The sequence below is a fragment of the Pseudomonas sp. BB438 genome, from assembly GCF_057180225.1.
In genome coordinates this window covers 1-26,171 of the sequence record NZ_CM170001.1, presented here as the reverse complement: position 1 = coordinate 26,171, position 26,171 = coordinate 1, and the positions used below count along the sequence as shown (strand labels likewise).

The 26,171-nt window shown below is 65.0% G+C and carries 21 protein-coding genes and 1 pseudogene; 10 read left to right on the top strand and 12 right to left on the bottom strand.

Translation table 11 applies throughout. From position 1 onward, the window contains the following. Nucleotides 1–4: 4 nt before the first annotated feature. The 4 genes from doeA to ehuR all read right to left on the bottom strand — a co-directional run bounded on the left by doeA (nt 5) and on the right by ehuR (nt 4,988). Nucleotides 5–1,195, bottom strand: coding sequence for an ectoine hydrolase DoeA (gene doeA, locus AC1ZV1_RS00110; protein ID WP_484294990.1), 1,191 nt, complete (start codon nt 1,193–1,195; stop codon nt 5–7). Nucleotides 1,196–1,271: 76 nt separating this feature from the next. After that, nucleotides 1,272–2,264, bottom strand: a complete 993-nt coding sequence (locus AC1ZV1_RS00105) for a cyclodeaminase (protein WP_484294989.1) — start codon at nt 2,262–2,264, stop codon at nt 1,272–1,274. After that, nucleotides 2,257–3,231 carry a hydroxyectoine utilization dehydratase EutB gene (eutB, locus tag AC1ZV1_RS00100; protein ID WP_484294988.1) on the bottom strand — a complete coding sequence of 325 codons (975 nt, stop codon included), beginning with the start codon at nt 3,229–3,231 and terminating at the stop codon, nt 2,257–2,259. The genes AC1ZV1_RS00105 and eutB overlap by 8 nt, the downstream gene beginning before the upstream one ends. A gap of 362 nt (nt 3,232–3,593) precedes the next feature. Beyond that, nucleotides 3,594–4,988, bottom strand: a complete 1,395-nt coding sequence (ehuR, locus tag AC1ZV1_RS00095) for a MocR-like ectoine utilization transcription factor EhuR (RefSeq protein WP_484294987.1) — start codon at nt 4,986–4,988, stop codon at nt 3,594–3,596. Nucleotides 4,989–5,393: 405 nt separating this feature from the next. On the opposite strand from ehuR, the gene ehuB reads away from it, so the two are divergent. The 4 genes from ehuB (at nt 5,394) to ehuA (ending at nt 8,507) form a co-directional block, all read left to right on the top strand. Continuing rightward, nucleotides 5,394–6,248, top strand: coding sequence for an ectoine/hydroxyectoine ABC transporter substrate-binding protein EhuB (gene ehuB, locus AC1ZV1_RS00090; RefSeq protein ID WP_484294986.1), 855 nt, complete (start codon nt 5,394–5,396; stop codon nt 6,246–6,248). Between the two features lie 77 nt (nt 6,249–6,325). Next, on the top strand, nt 6,326–6,982 hold the full coding sequence (ehuC, locus tag AC1ZV1_RS00085) for an ectoine/hydroxyectoine ABC transporter permease subunit EhuC (RefSeq protein ID WP_484294985.1): 657 nt from the start codon (nt 6,326–6,328) through the stop codon (nt 6,980–6,982). Beyond that, the gene (ehuD, locus tag AC1ZV1_RS00080; protein ID WP_484294984.1) at nt 6,982–7,638 is read left to right on the top strand and encodes an ectoine/hydroxyectoine ABC transporter permease subunit EhuD; all 657 of its coding nucleotides are present in this window, start codon (nt 6,982–6,984) and stop codon (nt 7,636–7,638) included. Before ehuC ends, ehuD begins: the two co-directional genes overlap by 1 nt. 104 nt (nt 7,639–7,742) lie before the next feature. Further along, nucleotides 7,743–8,507 carry an ectoine/hydroxyectoine ABC transporter ATP-binding protein EhuA gene (gene ehuA, locus AC1ZV1_RS00075; RefSeq protein WP_484297675.1) on the top strand — a complete coding sequence of 255 codons (765 nt, stop codon included), beginning with the start codon at nt 7,743–7,745 and terminating at the stop codon, nt 8,505–8,507. A 119-nt stretch (nt 8,508–8,626) separates the two neighbouring features. Here the strand turns inward: ehuA and AC1ZV1_RS00070 are convergent, their stop codons facing one another. The 3 genes from AC1ZV1_RS00070 to AC1ZV1_RS00060 form a co-directional block, all read right to left on the bottom strand. Continuing rightward, nucleotides 8,627–8,893 carry a PilZ domain-containing protein gene (locus tag AC1ZV1_RS00070; protein ID WP_484294983.1) on the bottom strand — a complete coding sequence of 89 codons (267 nt, stop codon included), beginning with the start codon at nt 8,891–8,893 and terminating at the stop codon, nt 8,627–8,629. Between the two features lie 57 nt (nt 8,894–8,950). After that, nucleotides 8,951–10,264 (bottom strand): Nramp family divalent metal transporter, encoded by a 1,314-nt coding sequence (locus AC1ZV1_RS00065; RefSeq protein WP_484294982.1) that lies wholly within the window; start codon nt 10,262–10,264, stop codon nt 8,951–8,953. A 111-nt stretch (nt 10,265–10,375) separates the two neighbouring features. Continuing rightward, nucleotides 10,376–11,263: a lysophospholipid acyltransferase gene (locus AC1ZV1_RS00060; RefSeq protein WP_484294981.1), complete on the bottom strand. Its 888-nt coding sequence runs from the start codon at nt 11,261–11,263 to the stop codon at nt 10,376–10,378. Between the two features lie 157 nt (nt 11,264–11,420). On the opposite strand from AC1ZV1_RS00060, the gene AC1ZV1_RS00055 reads away from it, so the two are divergent. Continuing rightward, complete coding sequence (locus tag AC1ZV1_RS00055) at nt 11,421–13,412, top strand: VIT and vWA domain-containing protein (RefSeq protein ID WP_484294980.1); 1,992 nt, start codon at nt 11,421–11,423, stop codon at nt 13,410–13,412. After that, nucleotides 13,409–14,749: an exosortase Q gene (gene xrtQ / locus AC1ZV1_RS00050; RefSeq protein ID WP_484294979.1), complete on the top strand. Its 1,341-nt coding sequence runs from the start codon at nt 13,409–13,411 to the stop codon at nt 14,747–14,749. Before AC1ZV1_RS00055 ends, xrtQ begins: the two co-directional genes overlap by 4 nt. Here xrtQ and AC1ZV1_RS00045 read toward each other — a convergent pair. Beyond that, complete coding sequence (locus AC1ZV1_RS00045) at nt 14,746–15,300, bottom strand: DNA-3-methyladenine glycosylase I (RefSeq protein WP_484294978.1); 555 nt, start codon at nt 15,298–15,300, stop codon at nt 14,746–14,748. The two genes, xrtQ and AC1ZV1_RS00045, sit on opposite strands and share 4 nt — an antisense overlap. Before the next feature lie 192 nt (nt 15,301–15,492). Between AC1ZV1_RS00045 and glyQ the strand changes: the two genes are divergently transcribed. From glyQ to AC1ZV1_RS00025, 4 genes are all read left to right on the top strand, one after another. Then, nucleotides 15,493–16,440 (top strand): glycine--tRNA ligase subunit alpha, encoded by a 948-nt coding sequence (gene glyQ / locus AC1ZV1_RS00040; RefSeq protein ID WP_253441723.1) that lies wholly within the window; start codon nt 15,493–15,495, stop codon nt 16,438–16,440. After that, nucleotides 16,440–18,494 (top strand): glycine--tRNA ligase subunit beta, encoded by a 2,055-nt coding sequence (gene glyS / locus AC1ZV1_RS00035; protein ID WP_484294977.1) that lies wholly within the window; start codon nt 16,440–16,442, stop codon nt 18,492–18,494. The genes glyQ and glyS overlap by 1 nt, the downstream gene beginning before the upstream one ends. A 100-nt stretch (nt 18,495–18,594) precedes the next feature. Then, nucleotides 18,595–19,125, top strand: a complete 531-nt coding sequence (gmhB, locus tag AC1ZV1_RS00030; RefSeq protein WP_484294976.1) for a D-glycero-beta-D-manno-heptose 1,7-bisphosphate 7-phosphatase — start codon at nt 18,595–18,597, stop codon at nt 19,123–19,125. 13 nt (nt 19,126–19,138) lie between these two features. Continuing rightward, the gene (locus AC1ZV1_RS00025; RefSeq protein ID WP_484294975.1) at nt 19,139–19,912 is read left to right on the top strand and encodes a lysophospholipid acyltransferase family protein; all 774 of its coding nucleotides are present in this window, start codon (nt 19,139–19,141) and stop codon (nt 19,910–19,912) included. A gap of 63 nt (nt 19,913–19,975) precedes the next feature. Here AC1ZV1_RS00025 and gyrB read toward each other — a convergent pair whose 3' ends face one another. From gyrB to dnaA, 4 genes and pseudogenes are all read right to left on the bottom strand, one after another. Next, nucleotides 19,976–22,393, bottom strand: coding sequence for a DNA topoisomerase (ATP-hydrolyzing) subunit B (gene gyrB, locus AC1ZV1_RS00020; RefSeq protein WP_484294974.1), 2,418 nt, complete (start codon nt 22,391–22,393; stop codon nt 19,976–19,978). A gap of 3 nt (nt 22,394–22,396) precedes the next feature. After that, nucleotides 22,397–23,499: pseudogene (gene recF, locus AC1ZV1_RS00015) on the bottom strand (DNA replication/repair protein RecF). Between the two features lie 9 nt (nt 23,500–23,508). Continuing rightward, nucleotides 23,509–24,615 carry a DNA polymerase III subunit beta gene (dnaN, locus tag AC1ZV1_RS00010; RefSeq protein WP_017518853.1) on the bottom strand — a complete coding sequence of 369 codons (1,107 nt, stop codon included), beginning with the start codon at nt 24,613–24,615 and terminating at the stop codon, nt 23,509–23,511. Between the two features lie 29 nt (nt 24,616–24,644). Next, the gene (dnaA, locus tag AC1ZV1_RS00005; protein WP_484294973.1) at nt 24,645–26,171 is read right to left on the bottom strand and encodes a chromosomal replication initiator protein DnaA; all 1,527 of its coding nucleotides are present in this window, start codon (nt 26,169–26,171) and stop codon (nt 24,645–24,647) included.

The following is a 26,171-nucleotide window of genomic DNA, read 5'->3' as shown; positions in this document are numbered from 1 at the left end:
CGCCTCACTCCTTCACGAACAGCTGGCGCGGGTAGTCGCAGAAGGTCTCCACGCCGCGCTCGGTAATGAGGATGCTTTCGGTGATCTCCAGGCCCCAGTCGTCCATCCACAGGCCGGGCATGAAGTGGAAGGTCATCCCTGGCTCGAGCACGCTGTTGTCGCTCGGGCGCAGGCTCATGGTGCGTTCGCCCCAGTCCGGCGGGTAGCTGATACCAATGGGGTAGCCGCAGCGGCTGTCCTTGTGGATGCCGAACTTCTCCAGCACGCCGAAGAAGGCGCGTGCGATGTCGCCGGTGGTGTTGCCGGGTTTGGCGGCGTCCAGGCCGGCGGCGATGCCTTCCACCACGGCTTTTTCCGCATCGAGGAAGTGCTTGGGCGGCTTGCCCAGGAACACCGTGCGCGACAGCGGGCAGTGGTAGCGCCTGTAGCAGCCGGCAATCTCGAAGAAAGTGCCGGCGCCGCGTTCGAAGGGCGTGTCATCCCAGGTCAGGTGTGGCGCGCTGGCGTCGGCGCCCGTGGGCAGCAGCGGGACGATGGCCGGGTAGTCGCCACCATGACCGTCGGCGCCGAGGATACCGGTGCTGTAGATCTCGGCGACCAGTTCGTTCTTGCGCATGCCTGGTTCGATGCGCTCGACGATGTGCGCGTGCATCCTCTCGACGATGCGCGCGGCGACGCGCATGTATTCGATCTCGCGCGGCGATTTCACCGCGCGTTGCCAGTTCACCAGGGCGGTGGCGTCGACGAATTTCTCGCTCGGCAGGTTGGCCTGCAGGGAGCGGAAGGCGGCAGCGCTGAAGTAGTAGTTGTCCATCTCCACGCCGATGGTCTTGCCGGCCCAGCCGCGCGCGCTGATGACCTCGCGGGCCAGGTAGTCCATCGGATGGCGCTCGGTGGACTGCACGTAGTGGTCGGGGTAGCCGACGATGCTGTCGGACAGCATGAACACCGTGCGCCGTGCGCCGTTGGCATCCTGCCCGCGGCCGAACCAGACCGGCTCGCTCTCCAGCGCCAGCAGCACGCACTGGTGCACATAGAAGGACCAGCCGTCGTAGCCGGTGAGCCAGGCCATGTTCGACGGATCGGTGACCAGCAGCAGTTCGATGCCGCGCTGCTGCATGCTGGCGCGGACCTTGGCGATCCGCTGGGCGTATTCCTCCCGGCTGAAGGGGAGGTTGACGACGATTTCGGACATGCGGAAATCCTCTTTCAGTTTTTTGTCTTGTGTAGGCGCGTGCTTCCGGCTCTACCCGCGAAGCAGGACGTTTTTTTCAGCTGCTGAAACGGAATCCCTTGCCCATCCGCTGTGCGCGCTGGAAGGCCAGGCCGGCGATGGCGGTGTCCTGCGCGCCGGTACCGGTGAGGTCGCAGAGGGTGATGTCCTCGGCACGGCGGCGGCCTTCGCGCTGCCCGGCGATGACCTGGCCGAGCTCGGCGAAATCGGCATCCAGGCTGACGTTGCCGGCCTGCACCGCGTGGTGGAGTTCGCCCAGCACCAGGGTCTGGCTGACGCGGTCGGCAACGTAGTGGTCCACTGCCGCCAGCGCGTCGGTGGCAATCTCGTTCTTGTGCTCGGCATCCGAGCCCATGGCGGTGATGTGCAGGCCGGGACGCAGGTGCTTTTTCTGAATCAGCGGCTCTCGGCTGGGCGTAGTGGTGATGGCGATGTCGGCACCTTCCAGCGCTTCGTCGATGCTGGCGCAGGCACTGACGGCAATCCCCAGGCTGGTGCCCAGCTCCTGTGCGCACTGCCGCGCCTTGTCGAGCTCCCGCGCCCAGACGCTGGCAGCCTCGATGGGGCGCACCAGACACAACGCCTTGAGTTGCAGCCGCGCCTGTTCGCCGGCGCCGATCAGCGCGACCTGGCGTGAGTCCTCGCGGGCCAGCCATTTGGCCGCCACCGCGCCGGCACAGGCGGTGCGCACGGCGGTGAGGTAACCGTTGTCCAGCAGTAGCGCATCGAGCAGACCAGTCTTCGACGACAGCAGCATCATCATGCCGTTGAGGCTGGGCAGGCCGAGCCTGGGGTTGTCGAAGAATCCGGGGCTGACCTTGATGGCGAAGCGAGGCAGGCCGGGCAGGTAGGCAGTCTTCACGTCGACTTCGCCATTGTGCTCGGGCACGTCCAGGCGAAGGATCGGCGGCATCGCCACCGGCGCGGTGGCCAGCAGGCGGAAGGCCTGCTCGACAGCGTCAAGGCTTTCCCGGTCAATCGCCACACAGGCGCGCAGATCGGCTTCGCTGAGCAGGGTGACGTCAGCCATGGGCGGTTTCCTCGAGGATTTGCTGGTGTTGTTCGATGGCGATGTTGCGGCCGCTGACGATCACCACCACCGGGCCGACCGGCGCGACCAAGCCGTCCAGCAACGCAGCGATGCCGACGGCGGCGGCGCCTTCCACCACCTGCCGTTCCTCGCGGTAGGCGTGGCGGATACCGGCGGCGATGGAGGGTTCGTCGAGCAGGTGCAACTGGTCGCAGTAGTCGCGGGCCAGGGCGAAGGTGTAGCGGTTGTCCAGGCCGATGCCGCCGCCGAGGGAGTCGGCCAGGGTCGACAGCTCTTCCACTTCGACCGGGTGGCCGGCAGCGAGGCTGGCGGCCATGGCGGCGCCGCGACGCATGCTGATGCCGTGGACGCGGATACTCGGGTCGACGTGCTTGAGCGCCAGCGCCACGCCGCCGAACAGGCCGCCGCCGGAGAGCGGCACCAATACCTGGCGCACGTCGGGTAGCTGCTCCAGGATTTCCAGGCCGAGGGTGCCCTGGCCGGCGATGATCTGTGGATGATCGAAGGGTGGCAGCAGCGTCGCGCCCTGTTCGCGGGCAATCCGCTCGGCTTCGCCCTGAGCGTCGTCCTGGCTGTGGCCGACGATGCGCACCTCGGCGCCCAGTTCGCGGATCGCCTGGACCTTGTTCGCCGGCACCCATTGCGACAGACAGATGGTGGCGTGTATGCCGAGCACCCGCGCGGCATGGGCCAGCGCCCGGCCGTGGTTGCCGGTGGAGGCGGCGACGACGCCCTTGGCTTTCTGCTCATCGTCGAGCTGGGCAATCGCGTTGCTCGCGCCGCGCAGCTTGAAGCTGCCAGTGATCTGCTGCGATTCGAGCTTGAGATGCACCGGCGCACCGAGCAGGCGCGACAGGCTGGGCGAATACTCCAGCGGCGTCTGCCGCACCAGGCCCTGAATGCGCTGGCGTGCGCGGTACAGCTCGACGAGGGAAATCGGTTCCATCTCGGCCTCCGGGGAATGCAGTGGGGCCGAGTGTAGGGGCGGGGAATTGTCGCGATGAATGTACTAGGACGATGTATTGATCAGAGGTGCTTTTCGTAGGAGCAACCGTCTTTCTCTGAAAATTCGTGCCTGAGATGCCCTGCGCGATACTTCAGGTAAGAGCGGAGCTTCTCCGCGAAGGTCGGCATGCGCGGAACGATTCGCGGACAAGGTCCGCTCCTACAAAGGCAGGCCGTACGGCGGATAACGCTGGCGCTTTATGCGCCCTACGACTCTGTATGAGAGCTTGCTCGCGAACCCGCCCAACTGCGATGTCGCCGGGAAACCCGTTCGCGAGCAAGCTCGCTCCTACACAGAAAGCGTCAGAAATCGTGGATCTTCGGGTACTGCCCGAACAGCTCGCGCATGTCGTCCAGCGCGCTGGCCATGCGCTCGTCGCTGCATTCGGCGCCCATGCACAGGCGCACCGCGCGCGGTCGCGGAGTGCCGCGCACCATGAAGGGATCGGGGGGCGTCACGGCAATGTGTCGATGACGCAGCTCGCGCACCAGGCTGTCCAGTTCCCAATGTTCGGGGATGCCGATCCACGCACTTAGCGAATGCGGGTCGCAACCGCGCAGATACTCGCCGAGATACTCGCGCACCAGCCCCTGGCGCTTCTCCAGCACGCGGCGCTGCAGGCCGATCAGCGCCTGGGCGTTGCCGTTGTGGATCCAGCGCGCCGCCACTTCCGCCAGCAGCGGCGTGCCCATCCAGCTGTTCACCCGCAGGATGCTCTCGGTACGCAGCGCCAGGCGCCGCGGCATGGCCAGATAACCAATGCGCAGACCAGTGAGCACGCTCTTGGTGAAGCTGGTGCAATAGAACGACAGGTCCGGCAAGTAATGGCTGAGCGGCGGCGGGCGACGTTCGCCGAGCAGCGGACCGTAGACGTCGTCCTCGATCACGTGCACGCCGTAGCGCTGGGCGATGGCGGCGATCTCGCGGCGACGCGTGTCGGGCATCAGGCAGGAGGTCGGGTTGTTCAGGTTGGGCGTGCACACCAGCGCGGTGATGCGCTCGTTGGCGCAGAGGTCCTCGAAGTGTTCGGGATCGATGCCCTGCTTGTCGATCTCCACGCCCTTCAGGGTAAAGCCCAGTACCTGGGAATTGCCGATCACGCCGTGGTCGGTGAGCTGTTCGCAGAGCACCACGTCGTCCGGCCCGGCCAGTGAGGCGAGCGCGAGGAAGATGCCATGGGCCGCGCCGTTGGTGATCAGCACGTCAGCGCGCTCGCGCTGCAGGCCCAGCTCCGCCAGCCATTGCACGCCAGCGTCGCGGTGCGCATCGAAGCCGGCCACCGGACGGCAGGCGCGCATCCATGGCTGGTCGGTTTCCTGCGCCAGCTCGCGGCAGCTGTCCTGCCACAGGCGGTCGTGCTCGCGGGTGTGGACGATGCTGGCGATGGAGAAGTCCACCAGCGCGCGCTCGGGGTGATCGACCATGTAGTGGGCCATGCCCTCGGTCATCCGCCGCGTGACGAAGCTGCCGCGGCCGACTTCGCAACGCACCAGGCCCTGGCGTTCCAGCTCCTTGTAGGCATTGGTCACGGTCTGCACGCTGATACCCAGACCCTCGGCGACATGGCGCTGCGGCGGCAGGCGCTGGCCGTCGCTCAGGCGGCCCTGCTCGATATCGCCGGCAATGGCCTGCACCAGGGTCTTGTACTTGGATTCGCCGACCCGCAGGTCGGCCAGGGCGCGACGCCAGGCTTCCATCTTCAGCGCTCCGTCTGGTCAGGGGTCCAGAGTGACGGACCCGCACACCGGCGGCAATTGTCCTAGTGCAATGTCGATGCTTCGACCCCTTTTGTATGCTCGGGCGCAGGACATACAGCCGTGCGCGATCGGTACATCGAGCCGCATTGTCAGGCCCACGCAGAAAAAACCGGCGGATGCGTTCGTCGCGACGGTGGCTTTTTCCCGCCGCGGGGTTGTCGATCAGGAACAGCCGCAAGGCGCGGCGGCATAGTCTGGCGTCGAGCTTGTCGCCATTCACGGCGTGAGAACTTCGGAAGGCCCCCGGGCCCGACCTACAAGAACAACAGTCGTACGACATTGCTACCTGCCATCCATCGCCGCGCGCCCACCGCGTTCGGCAAGCGAAGATCAGGAGATCCGAAGATGAGTACCGCCCCTGTTTTCCTGCGCCGCCTGAGCCTTGCCTGCACCCTGCTGGCCTGTGCCGTCGCCAGCGCCGGCAGCTACGCCGACACCACTCTGGAACGCATCAAGAGCACCGGTACCGTGCGCATCGGCTACGCCAACGAGGCGCCGTTCGCCTATACCGAGACCTCCGGCAAGGTCACCGGTGAGTCCCCGGAAATCGCCACGCAGATCTTCACGAAAATGGGCGTGAAGAAGATCGAGCCGGTGCTGACCGAATGGGGCGCGCTGATCCCCGGCCTGCGCGCCGGGCGCTTCGACGTGATCGCCGCCGGCATGTACATCACTCCGCCACGCTGCCAGCAGGTGATCTTCACCGACCCGCACTACCAGATTCCCGATTCGCTGCTGGTGAAGAAGGGCAACCCGAAAAACCTGCACAGCTATGCCGACGTGAAGAACAACCCGGAGGTGAAGCTGGCGATCATGTCCGGCACCGCCGAGCTGGGTTACGCCCGCGCCGAAGGCGTGGCGGAAGAGCAGATCGTCCAGGTGCCCGACACCACCGCGCAGCTGCAGGCCGTGCGCGCCGGCCGCGCCGATGCCAGCGTCGGCACCGCGCTGACCATGAAGGGTCTGGCGGCGAAAGGCGGCGACTCGGTGGAAGCCATCGCCGACTTCAAGGACGACCCGTCGCACATCGGTTACGGCGCCCTGGCCTTCCGCCCGGACGACACGGACCTGCGCGACGCGGTAAACGCGCAGCTCAAGCAGTGGCTGGGCAGCGCCGAGCACCTGGCGACGGTCAAGCCGTTCGGTTTCGACCAGTCCAACGTCACCGACAAGACCGCCGCCGCGCTCTGCAAACAGTGACCGGACGAGGCGCGTCGCCGACATAGGGCGCGCCTGCCCGGCCGTTTGGTCGAACCTGTCGCAACGGGATACGCACCATGGGTGAACTGCTTCCTCTGCTGCTGGAGGGCGCCTGGATCACCGTCCAGGTGACCGTCTTCGGCTCCCTGCTGGCGGTGGCCGCCGCCATCATCGCGGCCGTTGGCCGGCTCTCGCCGTGGCCGGCGCTGCGCTGGCTGTCCATCGCCTACATCGAGCTGTTCCGCGGCACCTCGCTGCTGGTGCAGCTGTTCTGGCTGTACTTCGTGCTGCCGCTGCCGCCGTTCAACCTGGAGATGAGCGCCTACAGCGTGGCGATCATCGGCCTGGGCCTGCACATCGGCGCCTACGGTGCGGAAGTGATGCGCGGCGCCATCGGCTCGGTGCCCAAGGGGCAATACGAAGCCGCGCTGGCGCTGAACATGTCGCCCTTCACGCGCTTCCGCCGGATCATCCTGCCGCAGGCACTGCTCTGTGCGATCCCGCCAGGCACCAACCTGCTCATCGAGCTGCTGAAGAACACCTCGCTGGTGTCGCTGATCACGCTCTCGGACCTGACCTTCCGCGCACGCCAGCTGGACCAGGCGACCTTCGAGACCCTGAAGATCTTCCTGCTCACCCTGGTGCTGTACTTCGTCATGGCCCAGATCATCGTCTTCCTCATGCGCCGCCTCGAACGCTGGCTGGGGCACGGCCGAATCCGCGGAGGCCTGTGATGACATTCTTCGACTGGAGCTTCGCCTGGCAGATTCTCCCGCAACTGCTGCACGCCTCGCTGCGCACCATCCTCATCACCCTGGTGGGGTTTGCCCTGGCGGTGGTGTTCGGTCTGCTCTTCGCCATCGCCCGACGCAGCCGGCATGTCTGGCTGTCATGGCCGGCGGCCTGGCTGATCGAGTTCATCCGCAGCACACCGTTGCTGATCCAGGTGTACTTCCTGTTCTACGTGCTGCCGACCTACGGGCTGAGTATGACCGCCCTGGTGGCCGGCACGCTCGGCATCGCCCTGCACTACGCCTGCTACACCGCCGAGGTGTATCGCGCCGGCCTGGAAGCGGTGCCGCGCGGGCAGTGGGAGGCGGTCACCGCGCTGAATTTCTCGCCGTTCAAGGCCTACCGCGAGGTGATCCTGCCCCAGGCCATCCGCCCGGTGCTGCCGGCGCTGGGCAACTACCTGATCGCCATGTTCAAGGACACCCCGGTGCTCTCGGCGATCACCGTGGTGGAGATCATGCAGCAGGCCAAGAACATCGGCTCCGACAGCTTCCGCTACCTGGAACCGATCACCCTGGTCGGGGTGTTCTTCCTGCTCATCTCCATCGGCCTGGCCAGCGTGGTCCGCCAGGTGGAAAAACGTACGGCGCTGCCATGACTGACTCTTCTGGAGGTACTCCGATGTCCGTTCACTCCCTACAGACTGCGCCGCGCGTGATCAGCCAGGATGCCCCGGCCGCGCGCGCCGAGACGGCCCAGCCGATGGTCAGCTTCCGCAACGTGTGCAAGAGCTACGGCAGCTTCAGCGTGCTCAAGGACCTCAATCTGGAGGTAAAGGCCAACGAGAAGGTCGCCATCATCGGCCCCAGCGGTTCCGGCAAGTCCACCCTGTTGCGTGCGCTGATGACCCTGGAGACCATCGACAGCGGCCTGATCGAGGTCGATGGCGAGCCGCTCACCCACCTCAAGCGCAACGACACGCTGGTACGCGCGCCGGAAAGTCACGTGCGCAAGGTGCGCAGCAAGATCGGCATGGTGTTCCAGAGCTTCAACCTGTTCCCGCACATGAGTGCGCTGCGCAACGTGATGGAGGCGCCAGTGCAGGTGCTCGGCATGCGCCGTGACGAAGCCCGCGAGCGTGCGGTGGAGTTGCTGGAAATGGTCGGACTGGGCAACAAGCTCGACCACTACCCCTCGCAGCTTTCCGGCGGCCAGCAGCAGCGCGTGGCCATCGCCCGCGCGCTGGCGATGCGGCCCAAGGTGATGCTGTTCGACGAGGTGACCTCGGCGCTGGATCCGGAGCTGTGCGGCGAGGTCCTCAACGTGGTGCGCAAGCTGGGCGCCGAGCACAACCTGACGATGCTCATGGTCACCCACCAGATGGGCTTCGCCCGCGAATTCGCCGACCGCGTGTGCTTCTTCCACCAGGGCAACATCCTGGAGCAGGGCAGCCCGCAGCAGTTCTTCGGCCACCCGCAGCACGAGCGGACGAGGGCGTTCCTGAGTGCGGTGAACGAGGCGAATTGAGGGACTCGAAGGCTTTGCCTTACCTGTAGGGGCGAGCTTTCGCGCGAACCTGGACTGCGCAGCAGGGATTGTTCGCGAGCAGGCTTGCTCCTACGAAGAGCCGGTTCCGGAAAGGTATCTCAGGCGTTGCCGACGAAGCGGAAGCCCGCGCCCTCGGCGTCGGTGCGCATCACTTCCATCTCCAGGATCGGCGCCTCGAAGGGCATGTCCTGCACCTGGCCGGTCACCCGGGTGCCGGCGGGCAGGGCGGCGAGCACTTCATGACGGACATAGACGCCGCCGTCCGACAGATCGCGGGTATGGCCGAACACCTCACCGAAGCTGGCGTGGCTGATCTTGATCCGGCATTTCATCGGGGTCCGCGGGTACTGCCTTTGGTTGGCCATGGATGGCATCCGTCCTGAATGTCAGCGCACTAATGGGCCTGAAACCACGGGGTCAGGTCAAGCCAGCAATTGCGCGAGCAACCAGAGATTGGCGGCGCTGATGACGCAGAACAAGGTCCAGGCCAGCACCCGAGTGAGCAGGCTGTTGGCGAACTCGCCCATCAGCGCACGATCGCTGGTGAAGCGGATCAGCGGCCAGAGCGCGAACGGCAGTTGCAGGCTGAGCACCACCTGACTGAACACCAGCAGCTTGCCCACCGCCTTGTCGCCCAGCATCACCACGCCGATCAGCGCCGGGATCAGTGCCAGCGCGCGGGTGATCAGGCGGCGCTGCCAACAGGGAATCTTCATCTGCAGGAAGCCATCCATGATCACCTGCCCGGCGATGGTGCCGGTGAAGGTGGAACTCTGCCCGGAGGCGAGCAGGGCAACGCCGAAGAGGATCGCGGCAAGGCCGGTGCCCACCAGCGGTTCGAGCAGGCGGTAGGCGTCCTGGATCTCGGTGACGCCGGTGTGGCCGGTCTCGTGGAAGGCCGCGGCGGCGAGGATCAGGATCGCCGCATTGACCAGCAGCGCCAGGCTCAGCGAGACCACGGTGTCGATCCGTGTCAGGCGGATCGCCGCGGCCTTGCCGTTGCTGCCGCTGACCTGCCGGGTCTGCACGATGGAGGAGTGCAGGTAGAGGTTGTGCGGCATCACCGTGGCCCCGAGGATGCCGATCGCCAGATACAGCGGCTCGCGCTGGCTCACCGCGTCCCAGCTGGGCAGGAAACCGGCGGCGACGTCCGGCCAGTAGGGTTTGATGAGGATCAGCTCGACCAGGTAGCAGCCACTGATAGTGACGATGAGGCCGAGCATGATCGCTTCCAGGTGGCGGAAGCGCTGGCCCTTCAGGCCGAGCACGATGAGTGTGTCGAAGGCGGTGAGGATGACGCCGGTGACCAGGTCCACACCCAGCAGCAGGTGGAAGGCCAGGGCACAGCCGAGCACTTCAGCGAGGTCCGTGGCGACGATCGACAGCTCAGCCAGCAGCCATTGCAGGCGCGCCGTGCCAAGGCTGTAACGGCTGCGCGAGAGCTGCGCCAGGTCCTGGCCGGTGACGATGCCCAAGCGCATCGCCAGGCACTGCAGGACCATCCCCGCGAGGCTGGAGAGCAGCACCACGAACAGCAGCTGGTAGCCGAAGCCCGAGCCGGCTTCGATGGCGGTGGCCCAGTTGCCCGGGTCCATGTAGCCGATGGAGACCAGCAGGCCGGGACCGGCGAACTGCAGGATGCGCTTCCACAACGGTGCGCCGGCGGCGACCTGGATACTGCCCTTGACTTCCGAGGGACAGAATGGCGCGGTGGCAGTGGTCGGCAAACCGAGCATGGGGTGGAGCTCCTGGAGCGGCGCGTGGCGGACAGAGACGTTCAGCCTGACGCCCCGGGCGTCAACAATCCAGGGGCGCCGCGTCTATCGGGTTGATTGAGGGCAAGGTGGTCAGTACCACTTCGCCTCGCCTTGCGGACGCTTCTTGAAGCGCTTCATGGTCCACATGTACTGGCTGGGGTAGGCGCGCACGTACTTGGCCAGCTCACGGCTGAGCGCCGCCACCGACACCTCCATGTCCTTGTCGTACATGTCCGCCGGAGCCGCTTCGAGGATCACCTTGTAGCCGCTGCCGTCGGGCAGGCGCACGGCGTGGAAGAACACGCCACGGGCCTTGCCGCGCGAGAGCAGCGAGGGCACGAACTTGCTGGTCAGCGCGGTGGTGCCCAGGTAGGGCACGAACAGGCCCGAGCCGAGGTCCGGTTCCGGGTCGCAGGGAATGCCGACGCAGCCGCCGTTCTTCACTTCCTTGATCACGCTCTTGATGCCTTCGGGAGTGGAGGGCGCCACGCGATTGCCCAGCTGCACGCGCTGCTTCTTCAGCAGATCGTCCACGGCCTTGAGCTTCGGCGGGCGGTAGAAAATGATCGGCTTGGCGTAAGAGCAGTAGAAGTGGTTGAGCACTTCCCAGTTACCCAGGTGGCTGGTGATGCCGACCAGGCCGTCGCCCGAGGCCAGGGCTTCCTCCAGCACCTCCATGCCCTCCACTTCGCGGATGTACTGCAGCGACTTCTGCGGCGACCACATCCAGGCGCAGGCACTCTCGGTCAGCGTGCGGCCGATGTCCATCAGGCTCTGGCCAACCAGTTTTTCCAGCTCGGCCCCGGACAGCTCGGGGAAGCAGTGCGACAGGTTGATCCGCACGATCTCACGGGACCGGTTGGGCAGCTTCCACATCAGCCAGCCGATGCCGGCGCCCAATGTGCCCACCGCGCGCCACGGCAGCATGGCAAACAACCGCAGGAAGCCCACCACCAGTGCGCCCTTGAATTTCTCCACGGAAAACTCCTTCAAGCAGATGGCGGCCATTGTAGCCGCTCGCGCCGGCATTTCGGGCGCCATCGAGGCTCCACACAATCTCCACCGGGCGAGCACATGGCGCCCACGGCGCGCGCGCAACCTGCGGCCATTCGATCCACTGGCCCGGAGGCCCGCGATGTGTACCCCAACCTTCCTTGCACGGCTGTGCTGCCTGTTGCTGGCGATGAGCGCCAGCCTGGCGGCGCTGGCTGCCGACGACAGCCGCTCGGATGACAGCAGTTCGAGTCCCTACTTCTTCGTCGACAACGCCGATCCGGCCGTCGACGCCCTGCCGCTCAAGGCGACCCGCGTCGACGCCCGCGTGCTGGGCAACATTGCCGAGGTGACGGTGACCCAGGAATACCGCAACCAGGGCAAGACGCCACTGGAGGCGCGCTATGTGTTCCCCGCCTCGACCCGCGCTGCCGTCCACGGCATGACCGTGCGCCTGGGCGACCGGGTGATCCAGGCGCAGATCCGCGAGAAGCAGAAGGCCAAGGCCGAGTACCAGCAGGCCAGGCAGGACGGCAAGACCGCCGCGCTGCTGGAGCAGGAGCGCGAGAACGTGTTCCAGATGAACGTCGCCAACATCCTCCCCGGCGACGTGGTGCAGGTGGAGCTGCGCTACAGCGAGCTGCTGGTGCCCACCGACGGCCGCTTCCAGTTCATGTATCCCACAGTGGTCGGGCCGCGTTACAACGGTCGCGATGAGTCCGGCAGCGGCAAGCAACAGTGGATCGAGTCGCCGTACCTGCCGGCCGGGGAGCCTTCCGGCACCCGGTTCGACCTGCAGGTCGAACTGCTGGCGCCGGTGCATATCGCCGAGATCGCGTCGCCCTCCCATCGCCTGACGATCCAGCGTGACGGCCAGCGCGCAACCGTGCGCATAGCGGCTGACGATGCCACTGTCAGCAACCGCGACTTCATCCTCGATTACCAGCTCGGCGGTGACGCCGTGCAAAGCGGACTGCTGCTGTCGCGCGGCGAGCAGGAGAACTTCTTCCTCGCCATGGTCGCCCCGCCTCGCGCACCGGATTCCCGGCTCATCGTGCCGCGCGATTACGTCTTCGTGGTCGACGTCTCCGGCTCCATGAACGGCTTCCCGCTGAACACCACCAAGACCTTGCTGCGCGACCTGATCGGCCGCCTGCGCCCCAGCGATACCTTCAACCTGCTGCTGTTCGCCGGCGACAACCGCAATCTGGCGGAACATTCGCTGGCCGCCACGCCGGAAAACATCCGCCTTGCCATCGAGCTGCTGGACAGCCAGGTCGGTTCCGGCGGTACCGAATTGATGCCGGCACTGCGCGAGGCACTGGCCATGCCCACGGATCCGGAGCGCTCGCGCAGCTTCGTGGTGGTCACCGACGGCTACGTCACCATCGAGAGCAGTGCCTACCAGCTGGTACGCGAGAACCTGAGCAAGGCCAACATGTTCGCCTTCGGGATCGGTAGCGCGGTGAACCGCAGCCTGATCGAAGGCCTGGCGCGGGCAGGGCAGGGAGAGCCCTTCGTGGTGACCGATGACGCGGAGGCGGGCAAGGCAGCGCAGCGCTTGCGCAAGATGATCGACAGCCCACTGCTCAAGGGCATCCACGCCCGCTTCGAAGGCCTCGACGTCTATGACGTCGAGCCACTGCAGCTGCCCGACCTGTTCGCCAACCGCCCACTGGTGCTGTTCGGCAAGTGGAAGGGCGAGCCGCGCGGCGAACTGCGTCTCGACGCCCATGCTGCCGAGGGTCCGTTCCAGGTACGACTGCCGATCAGCACCGGCAACCTCACCGACAACGGCGGTGCGCTCGCCCACCTGTGGGCACGCCAACGGCTTGCCACCCTGATGGACCAGGAGGCGCTCGACGGTGGCTTCGGGTTCAGCACGCAGATCCTCGACCTCGGCCTGAACTACCAGCTGCTCACGCCCTACACCTCGTTCATCGCCGTCGACCAGCAGGTGCGCAATCCCGATCCGCAGGCGACCAGGACGGTCGATCAACCGCTGCCGATGCCCCAGGGCGTCAACAACAGCGCCATCGGCAGCACGGTGCCCGGTACGCCGGAACCGGGCGTATGGGGCATGTTGCTGCTCGCCGCACTGGGCGCCTGGTACTGGCGGAGGAAGGCGGCATGATCCGTCGCCTGCCCGGCTGGAGCTGGCTGCTGTTCGCCGCGCTGGCGGCCTGGCCCAGCTGGCTGTGGGCGGCGCGGCGCCTCGCCGATGGCTCGGATGATCCGCTGGGCATCATTGCCTTGGTCGCACTCGGCCTGGTGCTCTGGCGCGACCGCGCCAGCCTGCGCACGCAACCGCGCCTGCGCTGGCTGGGCAGCGCAGCGATGCTGCTGATCGTCGCGGCGCTGTCTCAGTCGATCCTGCCGCCGCTGCTGCGCGGGTTGCTCTCGGTGCTGGCGTTGCTGCTGGTGATCCTCAGCCTGCGCGCCCCCGGCCAGTCCTGGCTGGCTTGGCTGGGGCTGGGCGTGCTGTCGCTGCCGCTGCTGTCTTCGCTGCAGTTCTTCATCGGTTATCCGCTGCGTGTGGTCACGGCCGAGGTCAGCGCATGGCTGCTGCGCCTGGGCAGCTGGACGGTGGAACGGCAGGGCAGTGCGCTGCTGGTGGAGGGCCAGTGGGTGATGGTCGATGCGCCCTGCTCGGGTATCCAGATGGCCTGGGTCGGGTACTTCACCGCCTGCGCGCTGGCAGCCTGGCTGCGGTTGCCGGACCGCCTGCTGCTGCAGCGCCTGCCGCTGGTGGGGCTGCTGGTGCTGGGCGGCAATCTCCTGCGCAACACAGTGCTGGTGTGGGGCGAGAGCCGGGCGAGCGGATTTCCCGGCTGGGCGCACGAGGCAGTCGGGCTGGTGGTATTCGCCGGGGTCTGCGGGATGATCTTCCGGGTGATCGGTCGGCGCGCCTTTGTGCTGTCGGCATCGATCGAGACTGCGCAGGCTGATCCTTCGGCACGAGTCGCCAGCAGTCTGCTTGCCACCCTGCTGCTGGCAGCGCTCTGGCCGTTGCTGGCGCCGGCGCCCACTGCGTCGGAGGCAGCTCGAGTCGCCCATGAATGGCCGGTGCAGTTCGAAGGTCGTACCTTGCGCCCGCTGGCGCTTTCGCCGGTGGAGCAACGCTTCGCTGAGGACTTCCCGGGCCAACTCGGCCGCTTCACCGATGGCCAGCGCAGCATCGTGCTGCGCCAGGTGTTGCGACCGACCCGCAAGCTGCATCCGGCGGAGGATTGCTTCCGCGCGCTGGGTTATCGCATCGAGCAGACACAGCTTCGCCAGCGCCCTGGTGCGCAAGGCCTGCAACGCTGTTTCGTGGTGACGCGCGAGGGGCTGCGGCTGCTGGTCTGCGACTACATCGAGGACGCTGCCGGCCAGTCCTTCTCCGATACCTCGGCCTGGTATTGGTCGGCGCTGTCCGGCCGCTCCGCCGGGCCCTGGCAGGCGGTCACGGTGGCCAGCCCGCTGCCTTAGGCGCGGGTCAGTTGGGCGTAGCGGTCACAGTCGACGGTGTGGTCCATCACCATGCCGGTGGCCTGCATGAAGGCATAGCAGATGGTCGGGCCGACGAAGTTGAAGCCCGCCTTGCGCAGCGCCTTGCTCATGGCCTCGGCCTCCGCCGTCACCGCGGGCACGTCGCCGCGGCCGCTGAAGTGGTTGACCTTGGGCTGGCCGCCGACGAAGGACCAGAGGAAGCCCACCGGGTCCTCCAGCTTCAGCCAGGCCTGGGCGTTCTGCCGCGCCGCCTTGAGCTTGGCGAAGTTGCGGATGATGCCGGGGTCCTGCATGCGTACCTCGATTTCCTCGTCGGTCATGCGCGCCAGACGCTCCGGATCGAAGCCGAACAGCACCTCACGGTAGCGCTCGCGCTTCTTCAGCACAGTGATCCACGACAGACCGGCCTGGGCGCCCTCGAGGATCAGCATCTCGAACAGCGCGCGACCGTCACGCTGGGGTACTCCCCACTCGGCATCGTGGTAGGCGATGTACAGCGGATCGTCGTTACACCAGAAGCAGCGGGGCATGGCAGTCGGCCTTCGAGACGGAGAGGTCCTGACTATAGACAGAATGCTGTACAAAAATACAGTCATCCGCCTGGTTTTTGTGTCTTCTGCAGGGTGCAAACGGTCGCTCAAAAAGCGCTGTGAAGCCCAAGCTGCAAGCGTCTTGGGGTATACTGCCGGGTTTTAGTCGCATATCCAGCACAGGTGAAATTCGTGAGCCAGACTACGCCCGCCGTGCCCACCTTCCAGGACCTGATCCTCGCCCTGCAAAAATACTGGGCCGATCAGGGCTGTGTGGTGCTGCAGCCCTACGACATGGAAGTAGGCGCCGGCACCTTCCACACCGCCACCTTCCTCCGCGCCGTGGGCCCGGAAACCTGGAACGCGGCGTACGTGCAACCCAGCCGCCGTCCCACTGACGGCCGTTACGGCGAGAACCCCAACCGCCTGCAGCACTACTACCAGTTCCAGGTGGTCCTCAAGCCCAACCCGGAAAACTTCCAGGAGCTGTACCTGGGCTCGCTGCAAGCCATCGGCATTGACCCGCTGGTGCATGACATCCGTTTCGTCGAGGACAACTGGGAATCGCCGACCCTCGGCGCCTGGGGCCTGGGCTGGGAAATCTGGCTGAACGGCATGGAAGTCACCCAGTTCACCTACTTCCAGCAGGTCGGCGGCATCGAGTGCTACCCGGTCACCGGTGAGATCACCTACGGCCTGGAACGCCTGGCCATGTACATCCAGGGCGTCGACTCGGTGTACGACCTGGTCTGGGCCGACGGCCCGTTCGGCAAGGTGACCTACGGCGATGTGTTCCACCAGAACGAGGTGGAGCAGTCGACCTACAACTTCGAGCACGCCAACGTCGAGAAACTCTTCGAGCTGTTCGACTTCTACGAAAGCGAAGCCAACCGCCTGATCGAGCTGCAGCTGCCGCTGCCGACCTACGAGATGGTCCTCAAGGCCTCGCACACCTTCAACCTGCTGGACGCCCGCCGCGCCATCTCGGTGACCGAGCGTCAGCGCTACATCCTGCGCGTACGCACCCTGGCCCGCGCCGTGGCGCAGAGCTACCTGCAAGCCCGCGCCCGCCTCGGCTTCCCGATGGCCACCGCCGAACTGCGTGACGAAGTACTGGCCAAGCTGAAGGAGGCCGAATAATGAGCGCGAAGGATTTCCTCGTCGAACTGGGCACCGAAGAGCTGCCACCCAAGGCGCTGAAAAGCCTCGGTGAAGCCTTCCTGGCCGGCATCGAGAAGGGCCTCAAGGCCGCCGGCCTGACCTACTCCGCCGCGCGCTGCTACGCTGCGCCGCGCCGCCTGGCCGTGCAGATCGACCAGCTCGCCGTGCAGCAGCCCGACCGCACCGTGAATCTCGACGGCCCGCCGCTGCAGGCTGCCTTCGACGCCAGCGGCAACCCGACCCAGGCCGCCCTCGGCTTCGCCAAGAAATGCGGCGTGGATCTGGAGCAGATCGACAAGAGCGGCCCGAAGCTCAAGTTCAGCCAGACCATTGCCGGCCAGCCGGCCGCGGGCCTGCTGCCGGGCATCGTCGAAGCCTCGCTGAACGACCTGCCGATTCCCAAGCGCATGCGCTGGGCGGCTCGCCGTGAAGAGTTCGTGCGTCCGACCCAGTGGCTGGTGATGCTGTTCGGCGACGACATCGTCGACTGCGAAATCCTCACCCGGAAGGCCGGCCGCGAATCCCGCGGCCACCGCTTCCATAACCCGGCCAACGTGCGCATCTCCGCACCGGCCAACTACCTGGAAGACCTGCGCAGCGCCCATGTGCTGGCCGACTTCGCCGAACGCCGCGAGATCATCTCCAGGCGCGTCGCCGAACTGGCGGCCGAACAGAAGGGCAGCGCCATCGTTCCGGCCGACCTGCTGGACGAAGTGACCGCGCTGGTCGAGTGGCCGGTCCCGCTGGTGTGCTCCTTCGAGGAGCGTTTCCTCGCCGTGCCGCAGGAAGCCCTGATCACCACCATGCAGGACAACCAGAAGTACTTCTGCCTGCTGGACGCCAACGGCAAGCTGCTGCCGCGCTTCATCACCGTGGCCAACGTCGAGAGCAAGGCGCCGGAGCACATCGTTTCCGGCAACGAGAAGGTCGTGCGCCCGCGCCTGACCGACGCCGAGTTCTTCTTCAAGCAGGACCAGAAGCAGCCGCTGGAAGCCTTCAACGCCCGTCTGAAGAACGTGGTGTTCCAGGCCCAACTTGGCACCGTCTTTGAAAAGGCCGAGCGCGTTTCAAAGCTGGCCGCCTATATCGCCGCGCGCATCGGCGGTGACGCGACCAACGCCGCCCGCGCCGGCATCCTCTCCAAGTGCGACCTGGCCACCGAAATGGTCGGCGAGTTCCCGGAGATGCAGGGCATCGCCGGTTACTACTACGCCACTGCCGGTGGCGAGGCCAAGGATGTCGCCCTGGCGCTGAACGAACAGTACATGCCGCGAGGCGCTGGCGCCGAACTGCCGAGCACCCTGACCGGCGCCGCAGTGGCGGTGGCCGACAAGCTCGACACGCTGGTCGGCATCTTCGGCATCGGCATGCTGCCCACCGGCAGCAAGGACCCATATGCCCTCCGTCGTGCCGCCCTGGGCGTACTGCGCATCCTCATCGAGAAGCAGCTGGACCTGGACCTGGTCGACGCCATCGGCGTGGCCGTGACGCAGTACGGCGACAAGGTGAAAGCCGAGGGCCTGTCCGAGCAGGTGCAGGACTTCGTCTTCGACCGTCTGCGTGCCCGTTACGAGGACGAAGGCGTCGACGTGGCGGTGTACCAGGCCGTGCGCGCGCTCAAGCCGACCGCGCCGCTGGATTTCGATCAGCGCGTGCAGGCCGTCCAGGCCTTCCGTCAACTGCCCGAAGCCGAAGCCCTCGCCGCCGCCAACAAGCGCGTATCGAACATCCTGGCCAAGGCCGAAGGCGACGTGCCTGCGACCGTCAATGCCGGGCTGTTCGCCGAGGCCGCCGAGAAGGCCCTTGGCAGCGCCGTAGCAGCTGCCGAAGCTGAAGTGGCTCCACTGGCAGAGGCTCGCGACTATCGCGCTGCGCTGGCCCATCTGGCGGCCCTGCGCGCGCCGGTGGATGCCTTCTTCGAGGAAGTCCTGGTCAACGCGGACGACAGCGCCGTGAAGGCCAACCGCTACGCGCTGCTGGCCAAGCTGCGCGGGCTGTTCCTCGGCGTCGCCGACATCTCGCTGCTGGGTTGATGCCCGCCTGAAAGCCGGGAGTTCGCAACGGTTCGCCGTGACGAACTCCCGGCTTTTTCATTTCCGCCTTATCGAAAGCGTCTGACTTGTCGAATCACTCATGAAGCTACTGATCCTCGACCGCGACGGTGTCATCAACCAGGACTCCGACGCCTACATCAAATCCCTCGACGAGTGGATACCGATCCCCAGCGCGATCACTGCCATCGCCCGCCTGAGCAAAGCCGGCTGGACGGTCGCCGTGGCCACCAACCAGTCGGGCATCGCCCGTGGCTACTACGACCTCGCCACCCTGGAAAGCATGCACCAGCGCCTGCGCGAGCTGGTGGCGGAGCAGGGTGGTGAAGTCGGCCTGGTCGTCTACTGTCCCCACGGCCCCGACGAGGGTTGCGACTGCCGCAAGCCGAAACCCGGTATGCTGCTGCAGATTGCCCAGCACTACGGCGCCGAGTTGCATGGGATCTGGTTCGTCGGTGACAGCCGGGGTGACCTGGACGCCGCGCTGGCCGTCGATTGTCAGCCCGTGTTGGTAAAGACCGGCAAAGGCGAACGTACCCTGGCCAAGCCGTTGCCCGAAGGCACGCTGGTTTTCGACGATCTGGCGGCAGTCGCCGACCAACTTCTTTCCTGAGGATCCATCCCCCATGTCGATAGTGCAGGCCATCAGAACCGTTCTCTTCTACCTGCTGCTGTCGTCCAGCGCTTTCGTCTGGGGTACCCTCAGCCTGCTCATCGCGCCCTTCCTGCCGTTCCGCGCGCGTTACCGTTTCGTCGCCCAGGCCTGGTGCAAGTTCGCCGTCTGGCTGGCTTCGTGGATGGTCGGCGTGCGCTACGAACTCAAGGGCGTGGAGAACATCCCGGACCGGCCCTGCGTGATCCTCTCCAAGCACCAGAGCACCTGGGAGACCTTCTTCCTCACCGGCTACTTCGAGCCTCTGGCTCAGGTGCTCAAGCGCGAGCTGCTGTTCGTGCCGTTCTTCGGCTGGGCCATGGCGTTGCTCAAGCCCATCGCCATCAACCGCGACCAGCCCAAGGTCGCCCTCAAGCAGATGGCCAAGCAGGGCGACGAGCGCCTGAAGCAGGGCGCCTGGGTGCTGATCTTCCCGGAAGGTACCCGCGTACCCACCGGCCAGATCGGCAAGTTCTCCCGCGGGGGCGCCGCGCTGGCAGTCAACGCCAACCTGCCCGTACTGCCGATCGCCCACAACGCCGGGCACTGCTGGCCGAAGAACGGCTGGGCGAAATACCCCGGCACCATCCAGGTGGTGATCGGCCCAGCGATGTACGCCGAAGGCGAGGGCGCACGCGCCATCACCGATCTGAACCAGCGCGCCGAGAACTGGGTGGCTCAGACCCTGCGCGAGATGGGCGAGCTGCCGACCGATGCCACACCTCAATCGGTGGCCGAGGCGTCCTGACTCAGCGCTTTCCCGCAGACAAAAGAAAAGGGCCCCGAAGGGCCCTTTCTTTTTGCTTGCAGATCAGACGTCCAGGTTGGACACCGCCAGGGCGTTGCTTTCGATGAAGTCGCGGCGCGGCTCCACGGCATCGCCCATCAGGGTGTTGAACAGCTGGTCGGCAGCGATGGCATCCTCGATGGTGACCTTCAACATGCGGCGCACGTTCGGGTCCATGGTGGTTTCCCACAGCTGATCCGGGTTCATCTCGCCCAGACCTTTGTATCGCTGGATGCTATGGCGCTTGGTGCCTTCGGTCATCAGCCAGTCCAGTGCTTCCTTGAAGCTGCTGACGCTCTTCTTGCGCTCGCCCTTCTGCACATAGGCGCCGTCTTCCAGCAGGCTGTTCAGCTTGCCGCCCAGCTCGGTGACCGCGCGGTAATCGTTGCTGGCGAAGAAGTCGCGGTTGAAGGTGACGTAGTTCGAGAGACCGTGAGCGACCATCTCGACTTCCGGCAGCCACAGGTGGCGCTCGCGGTCTTCGCGCAGGCTGACCTTGTAGGTCAGGCCGGACTTCTCGACAGCCTTCAGGCGCGCCTGGAACTGCTCGACCCAGGCCTGCATGGTGGCCTCGTCACCCAGCTTGTCAGCTTCGATACGCGGCAGGTAGATGAAGTGCTCGGTCAGGTCCTGCGGGTACAGACGGGACAGGCGGGAGAGGGTACGCATGACACCGCGATACTCGTTGACCAGCTTCTCCAGCGCTTCGCCGGACAAGCCCGGGGCGCTTTCGTTGACGTGCACGCTGGCCTCTTCGAGGGCCGACTGGGTCATGTACTCCTCCATGGCCACGTCGTCCTTGATGTACTGCTCCTGCTTGCCACGCTTCACCTTGTACAGCGGCGGCTGGGCAATATAGATGTAACCTCGCTCGACCAGCTCCGGCAGCTGACGGAAGAAGAAGGTCAACAGCAAGGTACGGATGTGCGAACCGTCGACGTCAGCATCGGTCATGATGATGATGTTGTGGTAACGCAGCTTGTCGATGTTGTACTCCTCGCGACCGATACCGCAACCCAGCGCGGTGATCAGCGTGCCGACCTCCTGGGAGGACAGCATCTTGTCGAAGCGGGCTTTCTCGACGTTGAGAATCTTGCCCTTGAGCGGCAGGATCGCCTGGGTCTTGCGGTTACGGCCCTGCTTCGCAGAACCGCCCGCGGAGTCACCTTCCACGATGTACAGTTCGGAGAGAGCGGGATCCTTTTCCTGGCAGTCGGCGAGCTTGCCCGGGAGGCCGGCGATGTCCAGCGCACCCTTGCGGCGGGTCATCTCACGGGCCTTGCGTGCGGCCTCGCGGGCGCGGGCGGCATCGATCATCTTGCCAACAACAGCCTTGGCTTCGTTCGGGTTCTCCAGCAGGAAGTCGGCGAAGTACTTGCCCATCTCCTGCTCCACGGCGGTCTTCACCTCCGAAGAAACCAGCTTGTCCTTGGTCTGCGAGCTGAATTTCGGATCCGGCACCTTCACCGAAATAATCGCGGTCAGACCTTCACGGGCGTCGTCGCCAGTGGTGGCGATCTTGAACTTCTTCGCCAGGCCTTCCTGCTCGATGTAGTTGTTCAGGTGGCGGGTGAGGGCGGAACGGAAGCCCGCCAGGTGGGTACCACCGTCACGCTGGGGAATGTTGTTGGTGAAGCAGAGGATGTTCTCGTTGAAGCTGTCGTTCCACTGCAAGGCAACTTCGACGCCGACGCCATCTTCTTCGCGTTGGCAGTTGAAGTGGAAGACCTGGTTCACCGCAGTCTTGTTGGTGTTCAGGTACTCGACGAATGCGCGCAGGCCGCCTTCGTACTTGAACAGCTCTTCCTTGCCGGCACGCTCGTCACGCAGGACTATGCCGACGCCGGAGTTCAGGAAAGACAGCTCACGGATCCGCTTGGCCAGGATGTCCCAGCTGAAGTGGATGTTATGGAAGGTTTCCGGGGACGGCTTGAAGTGCACCTCAGTACCCGAGCCATCGGTGTCACCGACCGGGCGCAGCGGGAACTGCGGGACGCCATGATGGTAGACCTGCTCCCAGACCTTGCCTTCACGGCGAATGGTCAGGCGCAGCTCGTGGGAGAGGGCGTTCACCACCGACACCCCCACACCGTGCAGGCCGCCGGAGACCTTGTAGCTGTTGTCGTCGAACTTACCGCCGGCGTGAAGGACGGTCATGATGACCTCGGCCGCGGAGACCCCTTCTTCCTTGTGGATATCCACCGGAATACCGCGGCCGTTGTCGCGCACGGTGATGGATTCATCGGTGTGAATGGTGATGCTGATCTCGCTGCAGTAGCCCGCCAGCGCTTCGTCGATCGAGTTGTCCACGACCTCGAAGACCATGTGGTGCAGGCCAGTGCCGTCGTCGGTATCACCGATGTACATGCCCGGACGCTTACGTACGGCATCCAGCCCCTTCAGTACCTTGATACTGGAAGAGTCGTAGGTGTTCTCGCTCATTCTTCACTCCCGATGGTAGTGTCCTGAGAGACGCGCCCATGTTCCACGTGGAACATCGACACCGGCGTTTCCGTTTGCCAGCCGTCTTTCAATAAGTGCGGGTCGACACAGGTGATGAATACCTGGCAACCCAGATCTTCGAGAAGCCGGCACAAAGACAACCGATGCTTCTCATCCAGTTCGGAGGGGAGGTCATCTACCAGGTAGACGCATTGCCCGCGCTTGGCCTGGTTGATCAAGTGCCCCTGGGCGATCCGCAACGCGCAGACCACCAGCTTTTGTTGGCCGCGGGACAGTATCTCCGCGGCGTTGTGTCCCCCAAGACGAATTCTCAAATCAGCCCGTTGCGGTCCGGCCTGGGTATGCCCCATCTGCTGATCGCGCAACAGACTGGAAGACAGTACTTCACTCAGATCGCGGTCCTTGTCCCATCCCCGGTAGTAGCTGAGCGTCAGATCGTCGATCTGGATCAGCTCCGCCAGAGTCCGCTCGAACTGAGGTTTGAGCGCCTGAATATAGGACCGCCGATAGCCGTCGATTTCGTCGCTCGCCGCACACAACTCGCGGTCCCACGCAGCCTGCGAAGCACCGTCCAGTTTACCATGCCGGAGCCACGAGTTCCGCTGCCGCAGGGCCTTCTGCAGTCTCTGCCAGGCGACCATGAAGCGTTGTTCCACGTGGAACACTCCCCAATCCAGGAACTGTCGACGAATCTTCGGCGCGCCCTCGAGCAGGCGAAAGCTATCCGGGTTGATCAACTGCAGCGGCAGGGTCTCGGCAAGCTGCGCGGCGCTGCGAGCATTCTGCCCGTCGACACGAATCTGGAACTCGCCCTGGCGATCCCGAGAAACTCCGAGACTGCTATCGAAACCATTGCCTAGACGCACCTGCCCGAACACCGTGCAAGCCGGCTCTTCGTACTGGATGACAGGCTGGAGGCGCATGCTGCGGAAGGAGCGGGCGAGGCCAAGCAAGTAGATGGCCTCCAGCACACTGGTCTTGCCGCTGCCATTTTCGCCGTAGAGGATGTTGATGCGGGGGGAGGGGGAGAAGGTCACCGGGTGCAGGTTACGCACCGCGGTGACCGAAAGGCGGGTAAGGGACATCGATACGCGTCAGAGGCGCATCGGCATGACGACGTAGGCAGAGTCGTCGTTGTCCGCTTCCTGCAACAGCGCACTGCTGTTGGAGTCGGAGAGAATCATGCGCACCTGCTCGGTACCCATGACACCCAGGACGTCCAGCAGATAGCTGACGTTGAAGCCGATTTCCAGGCTGCCGCCGTTGTAGTCGACCTGCACTTCTTCCTCCGCTTCTTCCTGCTCCGGGTTGTTCGCCTGGATTTTCAGGAGGCCATTGGAGAGCTGCAGGCGAATACCGCGATACTTCTCGTTCGACAGAATCGCAGTACGGCTGAAGGCTTCGCGCAGCACCTGCCGATCACCGAGTACCAGCTTGTCGCCGCCCTTGGGCAGTACACGCTCGTAATCAGGGAACTTGCCGTCCACCAGCTTGGAGGTAAAGGTGAATTCGCCCGTGGTGGCGCGAATGTGATGCTGGCCCAGGACGATGGAAACCTCGCCGTCCTGCTCGGTGAGCAGGCGCGCCAGTTCGAGGATGCCTTTGCGCGGCACAATCACCTGGTGACGATCCTGTGCTTCCGGCACGCCGTTGCTCAGCGAGCACATGGCGAGGCGGTGGCCGTCGGTGGCCACGGCGCGGAGCGTGCCGCCGCCCACTTCCAGCAACATGCCGTTCAAATAGTAGCGGACATCCTGCTGCGCCATGGCGAAGCTGGTGCGGTCGATCAGACGACGCAGCTTGCTCTGCACCAGGCTGAAGGTCAGCGAGCCGGGGCCTTCTTCCACAGTGGGGAAGTCGTTGGCCGGCAGGGTGGAAAGGGTGAAGCGGCTACGGCCGGCTTTCACCAGGAGCTTCTGCTCGTCGACGCGGATATCGATCACGGCATCGCTGGGCAGGCTCTTGCAGATGTCCATCAGCTTGCGCGCGGGCACGGTGATTTCGCCCGGCTCGGCAGCATCTTCCAGCGTGACGCGTCCCACCAGTTCGACTTCGAGATCGGTGCCGGTCAGCGACAGCTGCTGACCTTCGACGACCAGCAGGACGTTGGAAAGAACCGGCAGCGTCTGGCGGCGCTCGACGACGCCAGCGACCAGCTGCAGGGGTTTCAACAGAGCTTCGCGTTGAATAGTGAAATGCATGGTCTAGTCCCTTGCCTCGTGAGGCTGCGTCAGGTGGTCAGAGTACGCAGCAGGTTCTTGTAGTCCTCGCGGATATCCGCGTCGGATTCCTTGAGTTGAGCGATCTTACGACAGGCGTGCAGCACCGTGGTGTGATCCCGACCGCCGAAGGCCACGCCGATTTCCGGCAGGCTGTGGTTGGTCAGTTCCTTGGACAGTGCCATGGCGACCTGCCGCGGACGAGCCACCGAACGCGAACGGCGCTTGGACAGCAGGTCGGCGATCTTGATCTTGTAGTACTCGGCGACGGTGCGCTGGATGTTGTCGATGCTGACCAGCTTGTCCTGCAGGGCCAGCAGATCCTTCAGCGACTCGCGGATCAGCTCGATGGTGATCGGCCGCCCCATGAAGTGCGAGTGAGCGATCACGCGCTTGAGCGCACCTTCCAGTTCACGCACGTTGGAGCGGATGCGCTGGGCGATGAAAAATGCAGCATCGTGCGGCAATTCGACCTTGGCCTGCTCGGCCTTCTTCATCAGGATGGCCACGCGAGTTTCGAGTTCCGGCGGTTCCACGGCCACCGTCAGCCCCCAGCCGAAGCGCGACTTCAGGCGCTCTTCCAAGCCTTCGATTTCCTTCGGGTAACGGTCACTGGTCAGGATGACCTGCTGGCCGCCTTCAAGAAGGGCGTTGAAGGTGTGGAAGAACTCTTCCTGGGAGCGCTCCTTGCGGGCAAAGAACTGGATATCGTCGATCAGCAGCGCATCGACCGAGCGGTAGAAGCGTTTGAATTCATTGATAGCGTTCAATTGCAGCGCTTTTACCATGTCCGCGACGAAGCGCTCCGAATGCAGGTATACAACCTTGGCATTGGGGTTCTTCTTCAGCAGATGGTTACCCACAGCGTGCATCAGGTGGGTCTTGCCCAGACCGACGCCGCCATAAAGGAAGAGCGGGTTGTAACCATGCTTGAGGTTGTCTGCCACCTGCCAGGCTGCCGCGCGGGCCAACTGGTTGGATTTACCTTCGACGAAGTTCTCGAAGGTGAAGGTACGATTGAGATAGCTGGTGTGCTTGAGCGCACCTTCTACCTGCACGGTACGCTCAGTGCGCACGGCTGCGGCCGCCGGCATGACAGCAGCCATCGGATCGATGCCCGGGCTGGATTCGTCGAGATCGACAATGGTCTGAACCGGCACAGCCTGGATCGGCTGAGGCTCGGGCACGGGCACGGGTGCCGGTGCGACGACCGGCGCCGGAGCTGCGGCTACCGGTGCGGCCTGCACACTTACTTGTGGCGTCGGCACCAGGGCGGGGCGCGGTGTACGACTACGGCGGCTGCCGATCAGCAGCGAGATCGCTGGGATCTGGCCATTACCGCGCTCGCTCAGCAGCTCGAGCATGCGACCCATGTACTTCTCGTTGACCCAGTCGAGTACGAAGCGATTGGGTGCGTAGACGCGCAGCTCCTCACCCTCGGCCTCGACCTGCAAAGGTCGGATCCAGGTGTTGAATTGCTGGGACGGCAGCTCGTCGCGCAGAAGCTCCACGCACTGCTGCCAAAGTTCCACGGACAC